Genomic DNA, 17,224 nt, shown 5'->3' with positions numbered 1-17,224 from the left:
GTCGAAGAGCGGGCAGGCCCTGTGGAAAACCCCGCTCGCACTCCCCGATCAGTTCCTCACGACCTGCCGGACAAGCCGGAGTTGCCCTGCTTTCACCCCGTGAGCCATATGCACCGTTCGCGACTGCCACGCGACACCCTCACGTTCCCCACACAATCCCCCGCAGCCCCGCAAGGGTGCATTACCCGCCCCTGATAGCTTCGTTGTCTATTGCACACGCCGAACCTCGGGGGAGATCCATCGTGGCCCGCCGCACCCTGCCCGTCACCGCCGCCGCGTTCGCCACGATGGCGGCGCTTCTGCTTTCCGCGTGTGGTGGGGGTGACGACTCGTCGTCGGATGACATCAAGGGGGCGGATACGGGGGCGAGCAGTCCGTCGGCGTCGGCGTCCGCATCCGCCTCCTCCGACGTCAAGCGCCCGAAGATCACGATCCCGAGCAGCTTCCAGCTCACCTTTGCGGACTGGACGAGCAGCGACGCCGCCAAGCAGGCCGTGCTCAACGACGCCAGGGAGGAACTCCGGGCCGGGTACGCGGCGATCATCGCCGACGAGCCTGACGGCGGGGAGGCCACTGCCTTCTACACCACCAAGCCCGGCCTGCTGCAGGCTCAGCAATGGATCAAGACGTACACGGACAAGGACCTCTCGGTCGTCGGCAAGCTGCCCGTGTACGACCCGAAGGTCATCCTCGCCAAGGAGGGGGTGGCGTCACTGAGCTACTGCACCGACGAAAGCAAGGCGTACTCGAAGGAACGCAAGACGGGCACGGTCGCAGGCAACCCCTCGGGCACGGACCCCAAGGTCTCCTACACCATCACGATCGTGCGGAACGAGCAGGGCGTGTGGTTGACCGACACCGTCCACTCGCAGCGGGGCGGTTGCTGACGGTGCGACCGCAGCACGCGCTCCTCCCGTTGACGCTCGCGTCACTCACCTCCGTTCTCCTGACTTCCGTGCCGGCCAACGCGATCGGGACGGGCGGCACCTACGGCGGTGTCGAAGGCGAAGAGATCTCTGCCGAAGCCTCCCAGTCCCGTATCAAAGTCACCCAGGTCAGCGGCTCCACCGGTGGCAAGCGCGGCACCCTGTCCTCAACGGACTTGAACTGGGAACCGCCGCCCTGCTGGTACGAGCCCCTCTTCACCCCCGAACAGCTTAAGACCTTCGCGGAGACCAACGGCAACGGCCAGGTCAGCATCCGCCAGGGCTGGATCGGGTCGGAGCTGTGGACCGACCACTTCAGGGACGAGAAGGACGCCAACAACTACTTCGGCACGCCGTCCATGGTGAAGGGTTACAAGAATTACAACCTCGGCAAGAAGGGCTACTTCTGGCACGGAGTCGCCCCGGACGTCAACTCGATCGACGACACGAAGCTCTGCAACCGCCTCATGTTCTGGCAGAACGCCGGTGACATCCCCGACGACCCGAACGCCCCCACGCCAGAGACGCTCGCGGACTACGCCTACAACAAGGTCAAGGTCCCCGAGACAGCCGTAGAGCTGAAGCCGGCCACCAAGTCCACCGTGAATCTGCCGACTTGGGTCTGGTTGGACAAGGGCACCTTCCAGGAGGTCAAGGTCCGCGCCGAACTCCCGAACACGGGGCTGTGGGCGGAGACCACGGCCAAACCGGTCGCGCTGCATCTGAACCCCGGCACGGAGGACGCCCAGACCTTCCCCGCATCCGGCGACTGCGAGATCAACGCGGACGGCTCGATCGGCACCCCGTACTCCACAGGCGACGCCGACAAGACCCCGCCCTGCGGCATCCGCTACCTGAAGGCCACGAACGGCACGCCGTACCGCCTCTCCGCGTCGGTGACCTGGCAGATCACCTGGGAGGGCGCAGGCGGCACCGGCGGCGACCTCCCCGACGGCACCTTCGAGACAACGCAGGACATGAACGTCCAGGAGATCCAGGCGATCAACCGCTGACCTGGCAGAAACCGGCTGTGCCCCGCCCGCTGAAGAGAAGAGAACCCTGATGACGCCCCCGACCCGCACCCGCCGCGTGACCAAAACCGCGCTCGGCGTGACCACCGCGGTCGCCATGGTCACCCTCACCGCATGCGGCGGCGGCTCGGACGCCGACGGCGCGAACGGTGACGCGTCCGCGAGCGCCGCCACGCCTCAGGGCGTACTGACCGCGAAGGCCGCCGCCGCGGTGGTCGACGACTACGAGAAGGTCAACAACAAGGCCAACGCGGCGTTGGACAAGCCGCTTCTGGGCACGGTCGAGGCCGGTCAGCTCTACGCCATGGACAAGGCGAGCTACACCCTCGTACCGACCCTCTCGCAGAAGGACCAGAAGGCCTACCGCTCCCCCTTCACCTACCAGGATCGGCAATACGCGATCCCGGCGAAGGGAACGGCCACCTGGTTCGCCGTCCGGGCCAAGTCCAGCGACGCCGGGCACAACTCGTCGCTCATGGTCTTCGACAAGGTGAACGGCGCCTACAAGTTGGTGCTGACCGTGTGGGCCGAGGACGGAGAGGCCTTGCCCGAGCTCGCGCTCGACAAGAACGGCCTCGCCGAAGCCGTGAACCCCGACGCGAAGGTCGGCAAGTTCGCCCCGTCCGACGTGGGCGCCGCTTACGAGGACCTCCTCGAGACCGGGGGCGCGAAGGCGGGCAAGAACCTCGCCTCCACGACGCTGGTGAAGCAGGCTGTGAAGACCTACAAGGACAGCAGCACCAAAGGCACGGCCGACGGCATCGCCACCAAGAAGTTCTTCGCCAAGCCCCCGGCCGACCCGAGCGTGTACGCGCTGCGAACCGCGGACGGCGGGGTCCTTGCCCTCTTCCCGCTCGCGCACACCCAGGAAATCCTGGTGAAGGAGGCCTACCGCTCCAGCCGTTCACTCGTGCCCAGCGAGGAACAGTCCGCGCTCGGCGCCGTCAGGGGCGACCTGATCACCGACAGGTTCGAAGGGAAGGGCATTGCCGAACTGACGCCGACGGCTGCGCGGATCACGGCTCTCGATTGGCAGCATGTCGATTCCCGGTGAACGGGCTGCGCGGGTACGACGGCTGCACGGCGGCGCGCTGACCTGATTCTCAGGGAGGGCTCGCCCCGATCCGGGTGCGGGTGCTGGTGCGCGTGCGGGCGCGTCAGGGTCGGCGGCGACCGCGCACGGCTCGCCACGCCTCGCTGACGGCCTCCAGCGGCCGCATCCAGCGCAGCAGTGTCTCCGTCACCGTCACGTACACCCACCGCCGCTTCAGCCACGGGGGCAGGTCCCGGAAGGGTACGAACGACAGCGTGTCGTCGATCGCGTGGTCGGCGGCGCGGCCCAGGCCCTCGGCGCGCAGGGCCTCGTACAGCTCTGGGGTCAGGCGGCCGTCGAGGCGGGCGAGGTGGGCGATCGCGGTGAAGGGGAAGTCACGGCCCGGGCCGGGCAGCAGTTCCAGGGCGCGGATGATGCGCGGGGAGACCACTTCCGGCGGGCAGTTGAGAGCGAGGCCGATCACTGCCGCGCCCAGATGGTCGTCGTTGCGGTCGAGCGCGGCGTCGACCTCAGCGGGGTCGTCCATGCCGAGCAGGCCTTTGCCGGTTTCCCAGTTCCACGCCGACGTCATGCCGGTCCCTCGCTGCCCATGCTTTCTTTCGTCACCGAACCGCGAGACGTCCGACTCCGCGCGCAGACGGTCGTACCTCGTACGCGGTTTCCCGTGGTTCGGAAGTACTGCGAGCAGGCCGGGCTCATACGCCGTCCAGCAAGGACGCCAGGTCCCGCTCCAGCTCCGGCCCCACCGGCTCGCCGCCCGGCTCCGTGATCCGGTACGAGCGCAGCAGGAAGCGGCGGAGCGTCGTCGTGGCGAAGAGGACGATCGCCACGCCCTCCGGCGCGCGGAACTCCACCGCCGTGCGCGTCAGGTCGTACGGACGGACGTGTACGTTCCCCACGCCCGCCGGGCTGCCCAGCCCCTCCTCCAGCAGGCTGCGCGCGAAGGTCCAGGTCAGTTCCTCGCCGTCGAGCGAGATCCATGCGGGGAAGGCGAGATGGACCGCCAGCGGGTCCGCCGAGGTGTAGCGGAGGGTCAACGTGACCGCCAGTTCCTCGTCGTCGGGGGTGAGCAGGCGGGCGCCGGTGGGTTGTTCCAGGGTGATGGACATGGTGGGCGGTCTCCGTTGCGGGGTGGGGCGGATGGCGTACAGCAGGGAGCAGGGCGGGCAGAGCGGGCAGGACGGCGGGTGATGTCCGGCCTACTTGTACGAGCACGCAAGTGGGCTGTGCATTACGCCGGTTGCGCAAGATGTTGATGTGATCTGTGTCACTTTCCGTGACGTCTGAAACTTTGATTGAAAGTTTTGTCATCTACGCAGACAAACCCATCCCTGCCCCTCCCCACGCAGGCCCCTGGAGCGTTCCGCCATGTCCGACGGTTCCACTGCTTCGCCCTTCTCCTACGCCCGGATGTACGAGGAGCAGCAGCCACGCCTCATCGCGTATGCCCGCTCCCTCACGCGGAACTCCTGGAACGCCGAAGACCTCGTCGCCGAGGCCCACTTCAGGGTGTGGCGGCGGCTGGCCGAGGGGCACGAGATCGAGAACGTGCCCGCGTATCTGATGACGACGGTGCGGCATCTCGCGAGCGCCGCCGCCGGAAGTGCCGTACGGGAGACGCCTCGGGAGGTGGTCCCGGCGCAGGCGCAGGCACCGGAGGGCGGCGATCCGGCGGAGCGGGTGTCCGTCGTCGATCTACTGGTGCGGGTGCTGGGGCAGTTGCCCGAGCGATGGGTCAAGGCGTTGTGGCTGGCGGAGGCGGAAGGGCAGCCGTTGGCGGCGATCGGGCCGCAGGTGGGGACGAAGGACGGGGCGACGGCTGTGCTGTTGCACCGTGCACGGGAAGGGATGCGGCAGGCGTTTCTCCGCACCCAGACCGGGGCGCCGGATGATCCCGCCTGCCAGGTGCACTGGGCGCGGATGCCCGCGTATGTGCGGGGTGCCGCCACGGAACGGCAGTCCGCGCGACTGCTCGGGCACGTGGACGGGTGCGACGACTGCCGGGCGCGGCTGGCGGCGCTGATGAGCGCCAACGATCGGTTGCCCGCCCTGGTCGGGCCTGCGCTGCTGGTGTTCGCGGTGGGGGGTGCGGGCAAGTACCTGCTCACGGCGGCGACTGTGGGGGCCGGCGGGGTCAAGGGCGGGGTGCTCGACGGGGTACGCCATGTCACGGCCGGGGGTGCCAAGGCGGCTACGGCGGCCGGTGCGGTGGTGGCGAGCGCCGCCGTGCTCATCCTCGCCCTCGGCCCGGGCTACTCCACTCCGACTCCGGCCGAGCGGACGCCTGTCGCGGAGGCGCCGGTGGGGCGGGTGCCGGTGGCGAAGGGGCCGAGAGTGGTGGGGCCGGGGGCTGGTACGCCGGTGGCCGACGCGCCGGTGGCGGGCGCGCGGGGTGACGATGACAGTACGTCGGTGCGGGCGGCCAGTGCTCAGCGAGGTGGCGGGGCGTCGGTCGGCACGCGTACGCACGGCGGCGATGAACCTGCGGCGGCTCCGAGGGGGCCGGGGGACGACTCCGTTCCGGCGTCGACCGAGCCTGCCCCGGAACAGCCGGCGCCTCCGACCGACGACACTCCGGAGAAGCCCCAACCTCCGGCACAGGGCACCCCCGAGGAGCCGACACCGCCCGCCGACAACACCCCGGCGCAGCCCGTGCCTCCTGCGGACAACACCCCAGAACAGCCCACGCCTCCTGCCGACAACACCCCAGAACAGCCCGCACCGCCCGCCGACAACACCCCAGAACAGCCCGCACCGCCCGCCGACAACACCCCAGAACAGCCCGCACCCCCCGCCGACGGCACCCCTGCCGAACCGGCACCCCCCGCCGACAACACCCCAGAGCAGCCCGCGCCTCCCGGCGAGCCGAGCACACCGACCCCCACTCCCGTGCCCGCCCCCTCCCCCGTGCCGGATCCCGCGCCCCCGGCGGACCCGAATCCCAACCCCAACCCACAGGACCCCGACCCCGTGTCCCCGGCTCCCGTGAACCCGCCGCCTGTTGAGAACCCCGCCCCGGTCGACCCCTCGGCCGACCCCCCTGCGTACACCCCGCCCCCGACCACGCCACCGCCCACCACGACGACGCCCGAGCCCACCGAACCCCCGGTCACGGCAGACCCCACGCCCGACCCCGACCCCGAGCCGAACGCCCCCGAGCCCACCGCCCCCGGAGACGGCTGCCCCCACCCAGAAGGCCCCGACTCACCCGCCCAGGACTGAGCGCCCCGGCGTCAAAGGCAGACCCGAACGCCTCGGGCGCCGAGCTCCCAGCTCGGCGCCCGCACCCGTACCAGCAGCCGCACCCTCACTCGCGCCCGCGCCGCCTCACCCCACCTCGTTCTCCGCAACCGCCTGCCCATGCACCACCACATCCCCGCCGTAGAACATCCCCGTGAACACCGGCGAGTACGTCAACTGCACCTCGACCTCGACCTGTTCCGCGTCCGCCGCCACGCAGTGCGTCGCGGCGATGTCCGCGCCGGACATGTTCATCTCGCGGGCGAACGCCTTCACACGGGCGTCGCAGTTGCCGAAGTTGATCGGGGCGGGGCCGTTCTCGTCGTCGTAGAGGGATTCGAGGTCGATGTCCTGGGCGGCGTAACGGGCGGCCTGTTCGGCGATGTCGGCGGCGCGCTCGCGCTTGCTGATGGAGAGGCCGCCGTCGATCACGAAGGCCGAGAGGGAGAGGAAGACCAGCGCGAAGATGATGACCGCGCCGGCGCCCGAGCCACGGTCGTCCATCGCGGACCGGCGGGCGGACAGCCAGCCGACGACACGGTCCCGCACGCCGTTCACGCCGTCCTCCGGAAGGGGTCCAGTGGGGAGCTGAAGCTCGCGGTGAGGGTCGTCGGGACGTCAAGGCCGAGCATCGCCAATCCCCTTACCTGACAGCTCACTTCCACCGTGAAGAACGTGGCCGCCTCGAAGCCCGCGCTCGTCTGGTTGACCGTCACCGGGCCCGAGCAGACGTCGGCGAGGTCGGCCTCCGCCGCCTTGCGGGCCTCGGACATCGCCGTCGCGTGGTCCTTCTGGATCGACCCGGCACGCGCCGCGTCACGCGCGGCACCGTCGATCGCGCCGCGGCCGTCGACGAGTTGCCCGAAGGCGACCAGGACCAGGATGAACAGGATCATCACGGGGGCGAGGATCACGACCTCGACCGTGGACAACCCCCGGTCACCGTGACCGAAGCGGCGGCCGAGCCGGTCGGCCACCCTGCGCATGGAGGACTTCATCGTCTAGTTCCCGTCCTCCCGGACGAACCTCTCCACCGGCCCCTGCGACTGCGCATGCACCGTCAGGTCCAGGCCCGGAAACACCGTCGGCACCTTCGCCGTGATCTCCACGCCCACCGTGTTCTGCTCGGGCTGGAGCATCGTCACCCGCGGCGACAGCACCAGCTGCGGGCCGAGTTGGCTGATGTAGCTGTCCACGACGTCCTGCGCCTCCCCGCGCCAGCCGCCCGGCTGGGCGTCGGCCGTGGCGCGGGCCTTGCGGGCGCCCGCCTGGGCCGCCGCCTGGGCGACGTGGTCGGCGAAGAAGTACAGCGCGAACTGGACCGTCGCGAAGATCATGAAAAACAACACCGGGGTGAGCAGCACGAACTCGATCGCGGTCATGCCGGAGTCGCCGCGGGCGGACGCCTCTTCCCGAGCCGTCCGCACCCTGCGGCGCACCCATCTGCCCACGTCCACGCACCGGCCCACGCGCAACCCCGTCAACTCGCCCCCGTCGTCAGTGAGATCAGCAGGTCTTGCCCGCGTCGGCACCCTTGATGCAGTCGCCGACCTTGTTGGCGCCGTCGCTCAGGGCGGCGTTGATGATCGCGGCGACGACGCCGACGATCGCCACGACGACCGCGGAGATGATGACCCACTCGACCGCGGAGGCACCGCGGTCCAGTTCGCCCGAGCGGGCCCGCTCGACGCGCGCGCTCAGGAAGGTGACCAGGAAGTCCACCGCCGGGATCCCGGTGCTGAAGTTCCGTCCGTTCAGTCGGTTCAGTCCGTTCATGATGTGTTGTCCTCTCGGTACAGCGGTTGGCAGCAGTTGTGGAGACGGCCCAGGGGGCTTCAGAGGTTTCAGGGACTTCAGGGCTCCAAGGGCTTCAGGAGACCTGGAAGACCCGCATGGCCGCCGGGAAGATCAGGAACACCAGGAAGCCGGCGCACAGCAGCAGCTGGGCCACGAGCATCGACTGCGACTTCTCGCCCGCGCTGCCCTCGATCTCGGCGAGTTCACGGTGCCGCATGGTCTCGGCGCGGGAGGCGAGGGACTCGCGGACCTTGGCGCCGTCGTCCGCCACCAGGGCGAGCGAGGCGGACAGGTCCTTGAGCTCCTCCACGCCCAGCTCCTCACCGAGCGCGCCCAGCGCCTGCCACTGGCTGATGCCGGTGATGCGGGCGTCGGCGAGGGCGTTGCGGATGCGCTGGGTGGCCCAGCCGTCGGAGACCTCGGCCGCCGCCATCAGGGCCTCGGGGAGGCCGCGGCCGCCGGCGAGGCTCATCGACACCAGGTCCAGGTACGCCCCGATCACGCGCCGCAGGTCACGACGCTTCTCGGCGGCGTCCCGTCGTACCTCCAGATCGGGCAGGAAGAAGAAGATCGCCCCGAAGGTGAGCGCCAGCCAGACCGGGATGATCGGGCTGCTGCCCAGACTCAGCGTCCACGCCACCGCGAACAGGAACGGCCCGAAGAACAGGCCCGCGACCCCGAGCAGCACCTTCGTGGCGAGGAACTTCTCCCAGCTGCGGTCCAGCACGGCGAGGTCCGCGCGCAGCGACCGCTGCTCCCAGCCCTGCTGCAGGTAGAACTCGGCGACGCGCAGGCCGACATCGGCCCGCAGGGAGCCGAGCCGGCCCTGGTCGGCGGCGGAGCGGGCGGACTCGTACGACGCCCCGCGCGCCCGCATCGCGTCGATCCGCGCCACCTGCGCGATCGCGCTCCGCTTCGACGGCATCAGGGCGCGGACGAGGACATAGATGCCCAGGCCGATGACGGCGCCGACGACCAGCGGCATGGTCAGGTTCATCGACGTACCCCCTCTTCCTGCTGAAGCGTCTGGGGCGACTGGGACGACGGGTTGCGCGGCCGGACGAACTGGACCGACGACTCGTCCTTGACCAGGAAGCGTTCGGGCGTCTCGATCGTCGACAGCTTGCGCAGCCACCAGAAGCCGAGCGCGAACAGGCCGCAGACACAGGCGAGTACGAGCTGGCCGACGGCCGTGCCGTACGGCTCCACGAAGTCGCGGTTGAAGATGGACAGGCCCAGCACGAAGGCGATCGAGACGGCGACGACGATCTGCACCGAGCGGCGCGTCGAGGACCGCTGCGCCATCACACGCTGCCGCATGTCGACCTCTTCACGCGCCGACTTGGCGAGCGCGCCGAGCACCTGCCGCAGACCGGGGCCGCGCAGGCGGGCGTTGAGGATGAGGGCGGCGACGATGATGTCGGCGGACGCGTCGTCGATCTCGTCGGCGAGATGCTGGAGCGCGTCGGGCAGCGGAGTGCGGGCGCGCAGCCGGTCGACCAGGGCGTCCAGGTGCGGGCGCAGCACGGGGGCCGACGCGCGCGCGGAGGCCGGGATGGCCTGCTCCAGGCCGACCGCGCCGGCGATGGTGTCGCGCAGGGACTCCGTCCAGGAGGCGAGCGCCTCCACCCGGCGCATGGCGGCCCGCTCCTCCGCGGCGCCGCCGAACAGCCGGTCCCAGAAGAAGACGAGCACACCGGCCGCGATACCGGCGACGGCCCAGCGGGTGAGCAGGAGGACGACGAGACCGACGATGGCGGCGAGCGATCCGCGCTGTCCGGCGAACCGGATCAGCTCGCTCGCCCGCTCGGCGGCCTTCTGCTTCTCGTGCTCGGGCTTGGCCGGCAGGCCGCGTACGGCGACGAGGAACAGCGCGAGACCGCCGCCGACGGCGACGCCGCAAGCCAGTGAGTAGAGGACGGTGGTGGAGAAGAGGCCGCCCATCGTGCCGAGCGAGTCCAAAGCCGCCAGATTGATTGCAGGATTCATGATTACCCCCACGTTCCCGTGGGCCGGTAGCCCTGTGCGATCAGGTCTTCCACGCAGGCGATCGGCGCGTGCGGCACGATCCGGCCGTCGTGCGCCTCGGCGAACACCTCGCTGGACAGCACCCGGCCGTCCACGCCGTTGACCTCGCGGACCGAGGTGACCATGCGCTGGAGGCGGCCGCCCGTCTGGTAGTTGTTGCGCCGCTGGATGAAGACGACGAAGTTCACGGCGCCCGCGATGAGCATCTGGCTGGCCTCGATGGGCAGTCGCTCGGCGGCCTGGAGCGCGTACGTGGAAATACGGTTGAAGACCTCGTGCGAGCTGTTGGCGTGGATCGTGGACAGCGAGCCGTCGTTGCCCTGCGACATCGCGTTCAGCATGGTGACGATCTCGTCGCCGAGCACCTCACCGACGATGACGCGGGAGGGGTTCATACGCAGCGAACGGCGGACCAGCTCGGCCATCGAAATCATGCCCTGGCCCTCGGAGTTGGGCAGGCGTTCCTCGAAGGCGACGACGTTGGGGTGCAGGTCGGGGAAGGTGTCGAGGCCGAGCTCCAGCGCGCGCTCGACGGTGATGAGGCGCTCGTGCGGCGGGATCTCGTTGGCGAGGGCCCGCAGCAGCGTCGTCTTACCGGCGTTGGTCGCGCCCGCGATCATGATGTTCTTGCGGGCGCGGACGGCACAGGCCAGGAAGTGCGCCACTTCCGGGCTGAGCGTGCCGTTCCCCACGAGGTCGGAGATGAAGACCTTGCCCATGCGGGCGCGGCGGATGGAGAGGGCCGGGCGCCGGGTGACGTCCATGACCGCCGACAGACGCGAGCCGTCCGGGAGACGGAGGTCGAGCTGCGGGTTGGCGGAGTCGAAGGGGCGGGACGACAGACCCGAGTACGCGCCGAGCACCTGGATGAGCTCGATGAGCTCCTCGTCGGACTCGGCGACGGGGTCGGCCGTGACCTCACGGCCGTCGGAGTAGCCGACGAAGACCTGGTCGTACCCGTTGATGTCGATGTTCTCGACGTCCGGGTTGTCGAGGAGGGGCTGAAGCCGCCCGACGCCGAACAGCGCGGCGTGCACGGCGGCGGCGTACTGCTCCTCGGTCTCCGCGTCGAGCGGGGTACGCCCGGCGTTGATCTCCGTCCGGGCGTAGTCCTCGAGGATCTGGGCTATGACCGCGCGGGCGTAGTGCCGTTCGTCCTCGCCGGACATCGGCGTGACCCCGGCGACCTGGTCCTGACGCCGCTGCTCGGCGATCCGGTCACCGGCGTCCTGCCGGAACCGCTTGACCAGTTGATGGTCGACAGCGGTCATCGCCCGGCCTCCGCATGGCCGTGCATCTGGCCGTGCATCGAGCCCTGCTGAGCCTGGGTGGGTACGGACCAGGCGGCGCCGTACTGCTGGTACAGGTCGGCGGTGACCTTGCGGGCGGAGCGGATGAGCAGCGACTTGTCGAGGCGCCCACGCTTGCGGCCGGCCAACTGGTCGGCGCCGGCGGGGTCGTCGGCGATGGTGCCGACGACGCGGGCGCCGGTCTGGGCGTGCACGAGCATGTCGTTGACCTGGCCCGCGATCTTCGCCGCGTTGTTGGTGTCCGCGACGAGGACGACACCGATCATCGGGTTGCCCATGGTCGCGACGCCGCGCTGACCGCCGTGCAGCCGGTTGCCGAGGGCGGCGGCACGGTCGCGCACCCGTGCGATGGCCTCCGGCTCGGTACGCGAGATGAGCAGCACGAGCGCGGCATGCGGGAAGAGGTCTACGACGGGAGTCTCACCGGCGATGCGACCGCAGTCGGCGATGACGTCGGCGGCGGCGTGCGGGGACTCGGCGAGGGCGGCGAAGGAGTGGCCGAGGGTCGGCCAGAGCCCGGCGAGACCGGCGGCCTGCTCGGCGTTCCCGAGACCGACCAGCACCTCGAGTCCGCCGCTCAACGGCTGGACGTGATCCCAGAGTTGGTCGGGGACCAGACCGCGGCGCGCGGTGGCGGCGATGGACAGCATGCCGGTGTTCGGGTTGAGCGGGCCTCCGTGCGCGGCGGCACTGCGGTACACGAGGTCGCCGCCCGCCGGGTCGGTCTCGGCGAGCAGGACACGCCGCGGCCAGACCGCGGCGAGGGCGACGGCTGCGGTGGTGACGCCGGGGGAACCCTTGTCGGCGGCGAGAGCGATGAGCGCCATGGGTGTGGGGCCGCCTTCTAGTTGCTGCTGTTGTTGCCGGGGACGAGGACGAGGACGACTTGGCTGTTGGCGGCGGCCTGGGCGAGGGCGGCGGCTTGGTCGTTGTCGACGGCGAGGGTGTAGGCGGAGTTGGCGCTGCCGACGATCTCGTCGCTGTCGGCCTTCGGCACGTTGGTCACGGTCGCCTTGTCGACGAGCACCGAGTCGCTGTTGCCCGAAGTGGAAGCGGAGCTGTTGCCGCGGGAGCCGCCGTCGGCGACGCGGTAGGCGGCGACGGTGTCGCCCACCTTGATGCCCGCCGGGAACTGGCCCGCCTTGAGGGAGAGACCGACGAGGGTCTTGCCCGCGGAGGCGCCCGCCTCGTCGCCGAACATCTGGCCCATGACGACCGTGTCCTTGGGAATGGTCGTGACGGCCTTCAGCGTCTTCAGGGTGCCCAGCTGCGACCACTTGACGTAGTTGATGGCGGAGTCCTCGGCGACCATCACCGACGTCACGTCACTGTCGGTGACCTTCCCGCCCACAGGGATCTCCTCGGTCACCTTGACGACCTCGATCCGATCCCCGGCCTGCAACACCAGCATGGTCGCGCCCAGCGCCCCCACCAGAATCAGCAGCACCGCCAACGCGGCCAACGCCGGTTTGCGCTCGCGAGGCGGTGTGGGAAGGCGGTCACCGACCGACGGCTGAGCCGGAGCGGCGGAACGACCCTGACCCGCCCCCGTACGCTCTTGGATCTTCACGCAACCGCTCCCCGTACACCCAAGAAAAAGTCTGCCAAATAAGCTGGAAATTAGGACACTTCACCCAGGTCCACTCGACTCATGCGAATAGCCATCGGTGGGGTGAGTGTCAAGCCATGGCACCGTATCAGCCGCACATAAGCCCCTCAAGGCGCGTCCGACGTAGCACGCATCACCTCGCCCCCCGCTATCCATCTGCAACTGAAGGCCCCTCCAGCCCAGTTGTCCCCGGCCTGGAGGCTCGCCGCCCACTGTGCGTGCGCGAATCGAGTTGCCCTACCCCATCGTCCTCACGAAGCACCCATCGTCACGGTCTGCCCATGAGGCCTGCACGATTCGCTCACGAGGGCGTGAACCCGCCGCGCCCTGCTCTCCCTCGGCTCACCGAAGCGGTTCCCCGAGGCCTCACTGATTCCACCGGCCCATGACCCGATCCTCGACGACGACCACCCACACGACCCTCGCCACCTACGCGGGCGGCAAGGCCGAGGCGGCGGTGAAGGACCTCGCCAAGCCGGCGGCCTACTGCCCGAACGGCTTCATCCAGGGCCGCAGAACTCGAAGCCGGGCTGCCCAGGGCGGGTTCACCCCGCCGAGTGATCAACAGGCATACGTCGAACGAACCGCAGCTGGGCCACCGAACCGCCGTCCGCCCCGGTCGCCGTGTCGCTGCCGCCGATGGCGCGGAGCGCACATGCACCTCACACCTCACCGACCGGCGCGGCGCCGCTGCCCGGCACAGAAGAGCACCCCACCGGTCACCAGGAACAGCCCCCCGGTCAGGCCGAGGCTGAGGGCATCGAGCTTCCGCTCCCCAGGGCGTGCCTCCACCCAGGGGTCGAGCACGCCGAGCGGATCCTCGAACACGACGACGAGCTGCCCCGCTTCGAACTGCCCGTGACAGTTCTGGTCGGCGGACAGATCCCACACCTTGCCCGACGTGGCGACGACCCGGCACACATCCAGCACGGTGCCCCGCTTGAGCCCCCGCTTCTCCCCGGTGTCCACGACGGCGCCGACCGTCTTCTCGCCCGCCTGCTTCAGATACGTCTCGTAGAAGGCGGGCCCCGCGAACAAGCTCAGCGCGAACACCGCGGCGGTAGCGAGCACCGCGGCCCCGGCCCGGTGCCAGACGCCTCCGGCGAGGATGGCGGCGGTGGCGGCCAGGCCGCAGATGAAGATGACGCCGATCCAGAGACCACCGTACGGATACTGCGTGACGACACCGGCGAGCACCGCGAGGAGGGGGAGGAGCAGCGCCCACTTGAGGCTGTTGCGCGTAGGAGGCGGGGTGGGCTGGAAGCCAAGGCCCAGGCCCGGGCCGCCAGTTTCCGGACGACCCCCTTCCGGGCCTACGGTCGATATGTCCTGAGTGCCCATGCGTACGCGCGTTCCCCGTGAGTCGGCCGGCCGTTGCGAACCCGCACCTTACCGACCTGAACGATGCGCCCGGTCACCGCTGCCGAGCCGCCGGAGAAGATCCAGGACGACACCGGCGGGACCAACGACGGCACGGTGACGGCGGAGGCGACGCTGACCAATACTCCCCGAGCCGCATCAACCCGACGAGCGCAGCGTGAAGCAGATCGTGCGGATCAATGTGGGGTGGGGCCGCTCCACGTACGCCGTCAAGAACTCTTCATCTCAGTTCAGTCCTCGGTGAACTCTTTCTGAACGCAGATGTCAGTACCAGTCCGGCACAGCTTCATCATGTACTTGGCGACATAGGGAACGACGTTGTAGTCGAAGTAATCGCAACCAGCGTCACCACCATCCGACTTCGTCTCCTTCAGCTGCCATCCAGCCGTGTACATGTACAGCTTCCCGGTGACGCTGTGCCCATCGGCCCGCTTGTCGCACACCCGGAACGTGTCGGGGTCGGGGTCGAGATGCGTCATCGTGCCGAGCGTGTGCCCACTGCGCTTCAACGTCAACGTGGTGTCCGCGGCGCTGGCCGCCCCTGTCGCACCGACAACAAGCACAAGGGCCCCGGCCATCGCGAGCACCCCATGCACCACTCTGTTCTTCCGCATTCCGTCTCCATGTGCCGTGCCATCAGTTCGCAGTTCGCAGCTCTGCAGCCTGCAACTCTAGATCGTCACGCCGAGCACGGCCGCGAGACCGAACGGGAACTGGGGACCGAGGACCGGGGCAGGCTGGAGATCACCGCCGACGGGCGCACGGAACAGGCGCCGTAGTCGTCGGTGTACCCGCCGGGCACGTACCCGAGATGCAGGGTGCCGCGACAGCGAACCGGAACACCCGCAACGACGACCCTGGATGCGCCTCCCCAGCGCACCCAAGGCCGTCGCCCGTTTGGGCACGATCAGGACACAGCTCACACCCACAGACATCCCATACGCCCTGGATTGCCCCCGTTCACGGGCGAGTTCGCTCTGGCGAAACCGAGAACCCCACCGATACCGTCAGACCTCTTGACTGAACTTATGTCTCACGGGGAGTTCACTGTGAAGCGCCGTACTTTGCCCGTTGCTGCCGCGCTCGCGGCAACGGCCGCACTGCTGTTGACTGCCTGCGGCAGCGGGGACGACAAAGCCAGCGACAACGACAAGATCGCAGGCGCCGACCAGGGCTCGGAGACGCCCAAGGCGTCGGCGTCGGCTTCGGGGGCACCGACGGAGGACAAGCCGGACGGGGTGGATCTGTCGCTCCCCAAAGACCTGACCATGGTCTTCGACTGGCCGAAGCCCAAGGACGAGAACGAGGCAGCGGCCATGGATGACGCCGCGAACTTCCTCCGAGCCATCTACCGAGGCATCGACAAGCGCACGACGAAGGACGCAGCCCTGACCACGTACGCCACTGGCGACGGGCTCCACTACGGAGAGGTTCAGATCAACGCCTGGATCAAGGGCGGCTGGACGGCGACCGGCACAGAGCGGCACTACGACGTCAGCACCCGGTCCACCACGAACGACCAAGCCGTGGAGGTGGCGTTCTGCGTGGACTCGACCAAGTTCTACGGCAAAGAGATCAAGACCGGAAAGGTCCTGAAGACCGAGCCCAGCATCAAGGACTTCGACTACTTCAAGATCATTATGACCAAGTACCCCACAGCTGACGACCTGTGGCAGGCGTCCAAGGTCTACGTCCAGACCAAGGCGGCGAAGTGCCAGTGAGCGGACAGCAGCGCATACTGATCGGCACCGCAGCCCTGACTCTGGCTCTCGGCTTCGTCACCCTCGCGCAACCGGCCTACGCGGCAGGACCGACGGGCAAGGACGAGGGCGCCAGCACGGAGCAGTCGGGCGGACGGGATTCGACCGGCATTCACGCCGTCGCGGAGATCCAGTACTCCGGCTCCGTCACCAAGAACGGCAGCACCGGCAACGTAACGTCCTCCGACGTCAACTGGACGCCCCCGCCCTGCTGGTACGCCCCCTACCTCGGCGCCAAGGACTTCAAGAAGAAAATGTCCGAGTCGATCGACGAGGCCAAGAACACCCCCGGCATGGGCGGTACGGCGGGCACGGCCATCGGCGAGTTGCAGCGCCACTACGAGGACGAGTACGGCTGGACCGACACCCCCGGCTACAAGGACTACAACGTCGACAAGGACGGCAAGGGGATGTTCTGGGCCGGCGTCGAGAACCCCAACGAGCCGGACATTCTCAAGCGCAGCTCCTGCAACGACATCCCCTTCTGGGTCGACAACGGCGAGCCCCCGCCGCCCCAATACGAAGAGGCGATCAAGCCGGAGATCCTCGCGGCCCTGGCGTACCAGCACATGACGCTCCCGGACACCAAGGTCACCCTCGCTCCCGCAGCCACGACCAAGGTGAACCTCCCCACCTGGGCCTGGCTCGACAAAGCCACCTTCAACGAGGTCCAGGCCACCGCCGCCATCAACGTCCCCGGCTTCAACATCCAAGCGACGACAACAGCCAAGCCGGTGTCCCTGAAGCTGGAGCCAGGCACCGACGACGCCCAGACCTACCCAGCCTCGGGCGAGTGCACGATCAACACCGACGGCTCGATCGGCGAACCGTACGCCAAGGGCAAATCCCACGAAACCCCACCCTGCGGCCTCAAGTACCTCCGCTCCTCCGGCGACGGCACCTACAAACTCCGCGCCACCATCACCTGGCAAATCGCCTGGACCGGCACCGGCGGCACCGGCGGCGACCTCCCCGACGGCACCTTCGGAACCACCCAGGACATCACCGTCCAGGAAATCCAGGCCGTAAACCGCTGAATCGCCAGCACAGTTCGCACTGAGCCCCACGCCCACGCGCCCGCACCCCATG

At 69.1% G+C, this 17,224-nt stretch carries 19 protein-coding genes; 6 read left to right on the top strand and 13 right to left on the bottom strand.

From position 1 onward, the window contains the following. The first annotated feature begins 242 nt into the window (after positions 1–242). The 3 genes from CRP56_RS25160 to CRP56_RS25150 are packed head-to-tail and all read left to right on the top strand — an operon-like array spanning position 243 to position 3,011. Positions 243–887, top strand: coding sequence for a hypothetical protein (locus tag CRP56_RS25160; protein WP_097267602.1), 645 nt, complete (start codon positions 243–245; stop codon positions 885–887). 59 nt (positions 888–946) lie between these two features. Beyond that, a complete protein-coding gene (locus tag CRP56_RS25155; RefSeq protein ID WP_373559763.1) occupies positions 947–1,939 on the top strand; it encodes a hypothetical protein in 993 nt (330 codons plus the stop codon). 49 nt (positions 1,940–1,988) lie between these two features. After that, entirely contained in the window at positions 1,989–3,011 is a 1,023-nt protein-coding gene (locus CRP56_RS25150; RefSeq protein ID WP_097267599.1) for a hypothetical protein, read from the top strand. Between the two features lie 103 nt (positions 3,012–3,114). Here CRP56_RS25150 and CRP56_RS25145 read toward each other — a convergent pair whose 3' ends face one another. Together CRP56_RS25145 and CRP56_RS25140 are read right to left on the bottom strand one after the other, a co-directional pair. Then, on the bottom strand, positions 3,115–3,582 hold the full coding sequence (locus CRP56_RS25145) for a hypothetical protein (protein WP_097267597.1): 468 nt from the start codon (positions 3,580–3,582) through the stop codon (positions 3,115–3,117). A 124-nt stretch (positions 3,583–3,706) separates the two neighbouring features. Then, positions 3,707–4,120, bottom strand: a complete 414-nt coding sequence (locus tag CRP56_RS25140; protein WP_097267595.1) for an SsgA family sporulation/cell division regulator — start codon at positions 4,118–4,120, stop codon at positions 3,707–3,709. Between the two features lie 259 nt (positions 4,121–4,379). On the opposite strand from CRP56_RS25140, the gene CRP56_RS25135 reads away from it, so the two are divergent. Next, positions 4,380–6,233: a sigma factor gene (locus tag CRP56_RS25135; protein WP_097267592.1), complete on the top strand. Its 1,854-nt coding sequence runs from the start codon at positions 4,380–4,382 to the stop codon at positions 6,231–6,233. Between the two features lie 105 nt (positions 6,234–6,338). Here CRP56_RS25135 and CRP56_RS25130 read toward each other — a convergent pair whose 3' ends face one another. From CRP56_RS25130 to CRP56_RS25080, 11 genes are all read right to left on the bottom strand, one after another. Next, complete coding sequence (locus CRP56_RS25130) at positions 6,339–6,755, bottom strand: pilus assembly protein TadG-related protein (RefSeq protein WP_179851332.1); 417 nt, start codon at positions 6,753–6,755, stop codon at positions 6,339–6,341. Between the two features lie 50 nt (positions 6,756–6,805). Beyond that, positions 6,806–7,249 carry a TadE/TadG family type IV pilus assembly protein gene (locus tag CRP56_RS25125; protein ID WP_373559678.1) on the bottom strand — a complete coding sequence of 148 codons (444 nt, stop codon included), beginning with the start codon at positions 7,247–7,249 and terminating at the stop codon, positions 6,806–6,808. 3 nt (positions 7,250–7,252) lie between these two features. Next, positions 7,253–7,702, bottom strand: coding sequence for a TadE family protein (locus CRP56_RS25120; RefSeq protein ID WP_097274434.1), 450 nt, complete (start codon positions 7,700–7,702; stop codon positions 7,253–7,255). Positions 7,703–7,757: 55 nt separating this feature from the next. Then, positions 7,758–8,009 (bottom strand): hypothetical protein, encoded by a 252-nt coding sequence (locus CRP56_RS25115; RefSeq protein WP_059193204.1) that lies wholly within the window; start codon positions 8,007–8,009, stop codon positions 7,758–7,760. 112 nt (positions 8,010–8,121) lie between these two features. Beyond that, the gene (locus CRP56_RS25110; RefSeq protein WP_179851113.1) at positions 8,122–9,045 is read right to left on the bottom strand and encodes a type II secretion system F family protein; all 924 of its coding nucleotides are present in this window, start codon (positions 9,043–9,045) and stop codon (positions 8,122–8,124) included. After that, the gene (locus tag CRP56_RS25105) at positions 9,042–10,037 is read right to left on the bottom strand and encodes a type II secretion system F family protein (protein ID WP_097267588.1); all 996 of its coding nucleotides are present in this window, start codon (positions 10,035–10,037) and stop codon (positions 9,042–9,044) included. The genes CRP56_RS25110 and CRP56_RS25105 overlap by 4 nt, the downstream gene beginning before the upstream one ends. A 2-nt stretch (positions 10,038–10,039) precedes the next feature. Beyond that, entirely contained in the window at positions 10,040–11,347 is a 1,308-nt protein-coding gene (locus tag CRP56_RS25100) for a CpaF family protein (protein WP_097267586.1), read from the bottom strand. After that, on the bottom strand, positions 11,344–12,213 hold the full coding sequence (locus CRP56_RS25095) for a hypothetical protein (protein ID WP_097267584.1): 870 nt from the start codon (positions 12,211–12,213) through the stop codon (positions 11,344–11,346). The genes CRP56_RS25100 and CRP56_RS25095 overlap by 4 nt, the downstream gene beginning before the upstream one ends. Positions 12,214–12,230: 17 nt before the next feature. Then, positions 12,231–12,956 (bottom strand): hypothetical protein, encoded by a 726-nt coding sequence (locus CRP56_RS25090; protein WP_097267582.1) that lies wholly within the window; start codon positions 12,954–12,956, stop codon positions 12,231–12,233. Between the two features lie 708 nt (positions 12,957–13,664). Next, positions 13,665–14,336 (bottom strand): hypothetical protein, encoded by a 672-nt coding sequence (locus CRP56_RS25085; protein WP_143664939.1) that lies wholly within the window; start codon positions 14,334–14,336, stop codon positions 13,665–13,667. Between the two features lie 269 nt (positions 14,337–14,605). Beyond that, entirely contained in the window at positions 14,606–14,989 is a 384-nt protein-coding gene (locus CRP56_RS25080; RefSeq protein WP_097267578.1) for a hypothetical protein, read from the bottom strand. A gap of 435 nt (positions 14,990–15,424) precedes the next feature. Here CRP56_RS25080 and CRP56_RS25075 point away from each other — a divergent pair, with 435 nt between their 5' ends. Together CRP56_RS25075 and CRP56_RS25070 are read left to right on the top strand one after the other, a co-directional pair. Continuing rightward, positions 15,425–16,096, top strand: coding sequence for a hypothetical protein (locus CRP56_RS25075; protein ID WP_097267576.1), 672 nt, complete (start codon positions 15,425–15,427; stop codon positions 16,094–16,096). Further along, a complete protein-coding gene (locus tag CRP56_RS25070) occupies positions 16,093–17,172 on the top strand; it encodes a hypothetical protein (protein ID WP_373559677.1) in 1,080 nt (359 codons plus the stop codon). Before CRP56_RS25075 ends, CRP56_RS25070 begins: the two co-directional genes overlap by 4 nt. Positions 17,173–17,224: the final 52 nt, after the last annotated feature.

It is taken from the genome of Streptomyces sp. TLI_55, from assembly GCF_900206255.1.
GTDB classification, from domain to species: Bacteria; Actinomycetota; Actinomycetes; order Streptomycetales; family Streptomycetaceae; genus Streptomyces; species Streptomyces aquilus.
Note: the sequence above shows the minus strand (reverse complement) of the source record. Positions and strands in the feature narration are given on the sequence as shown.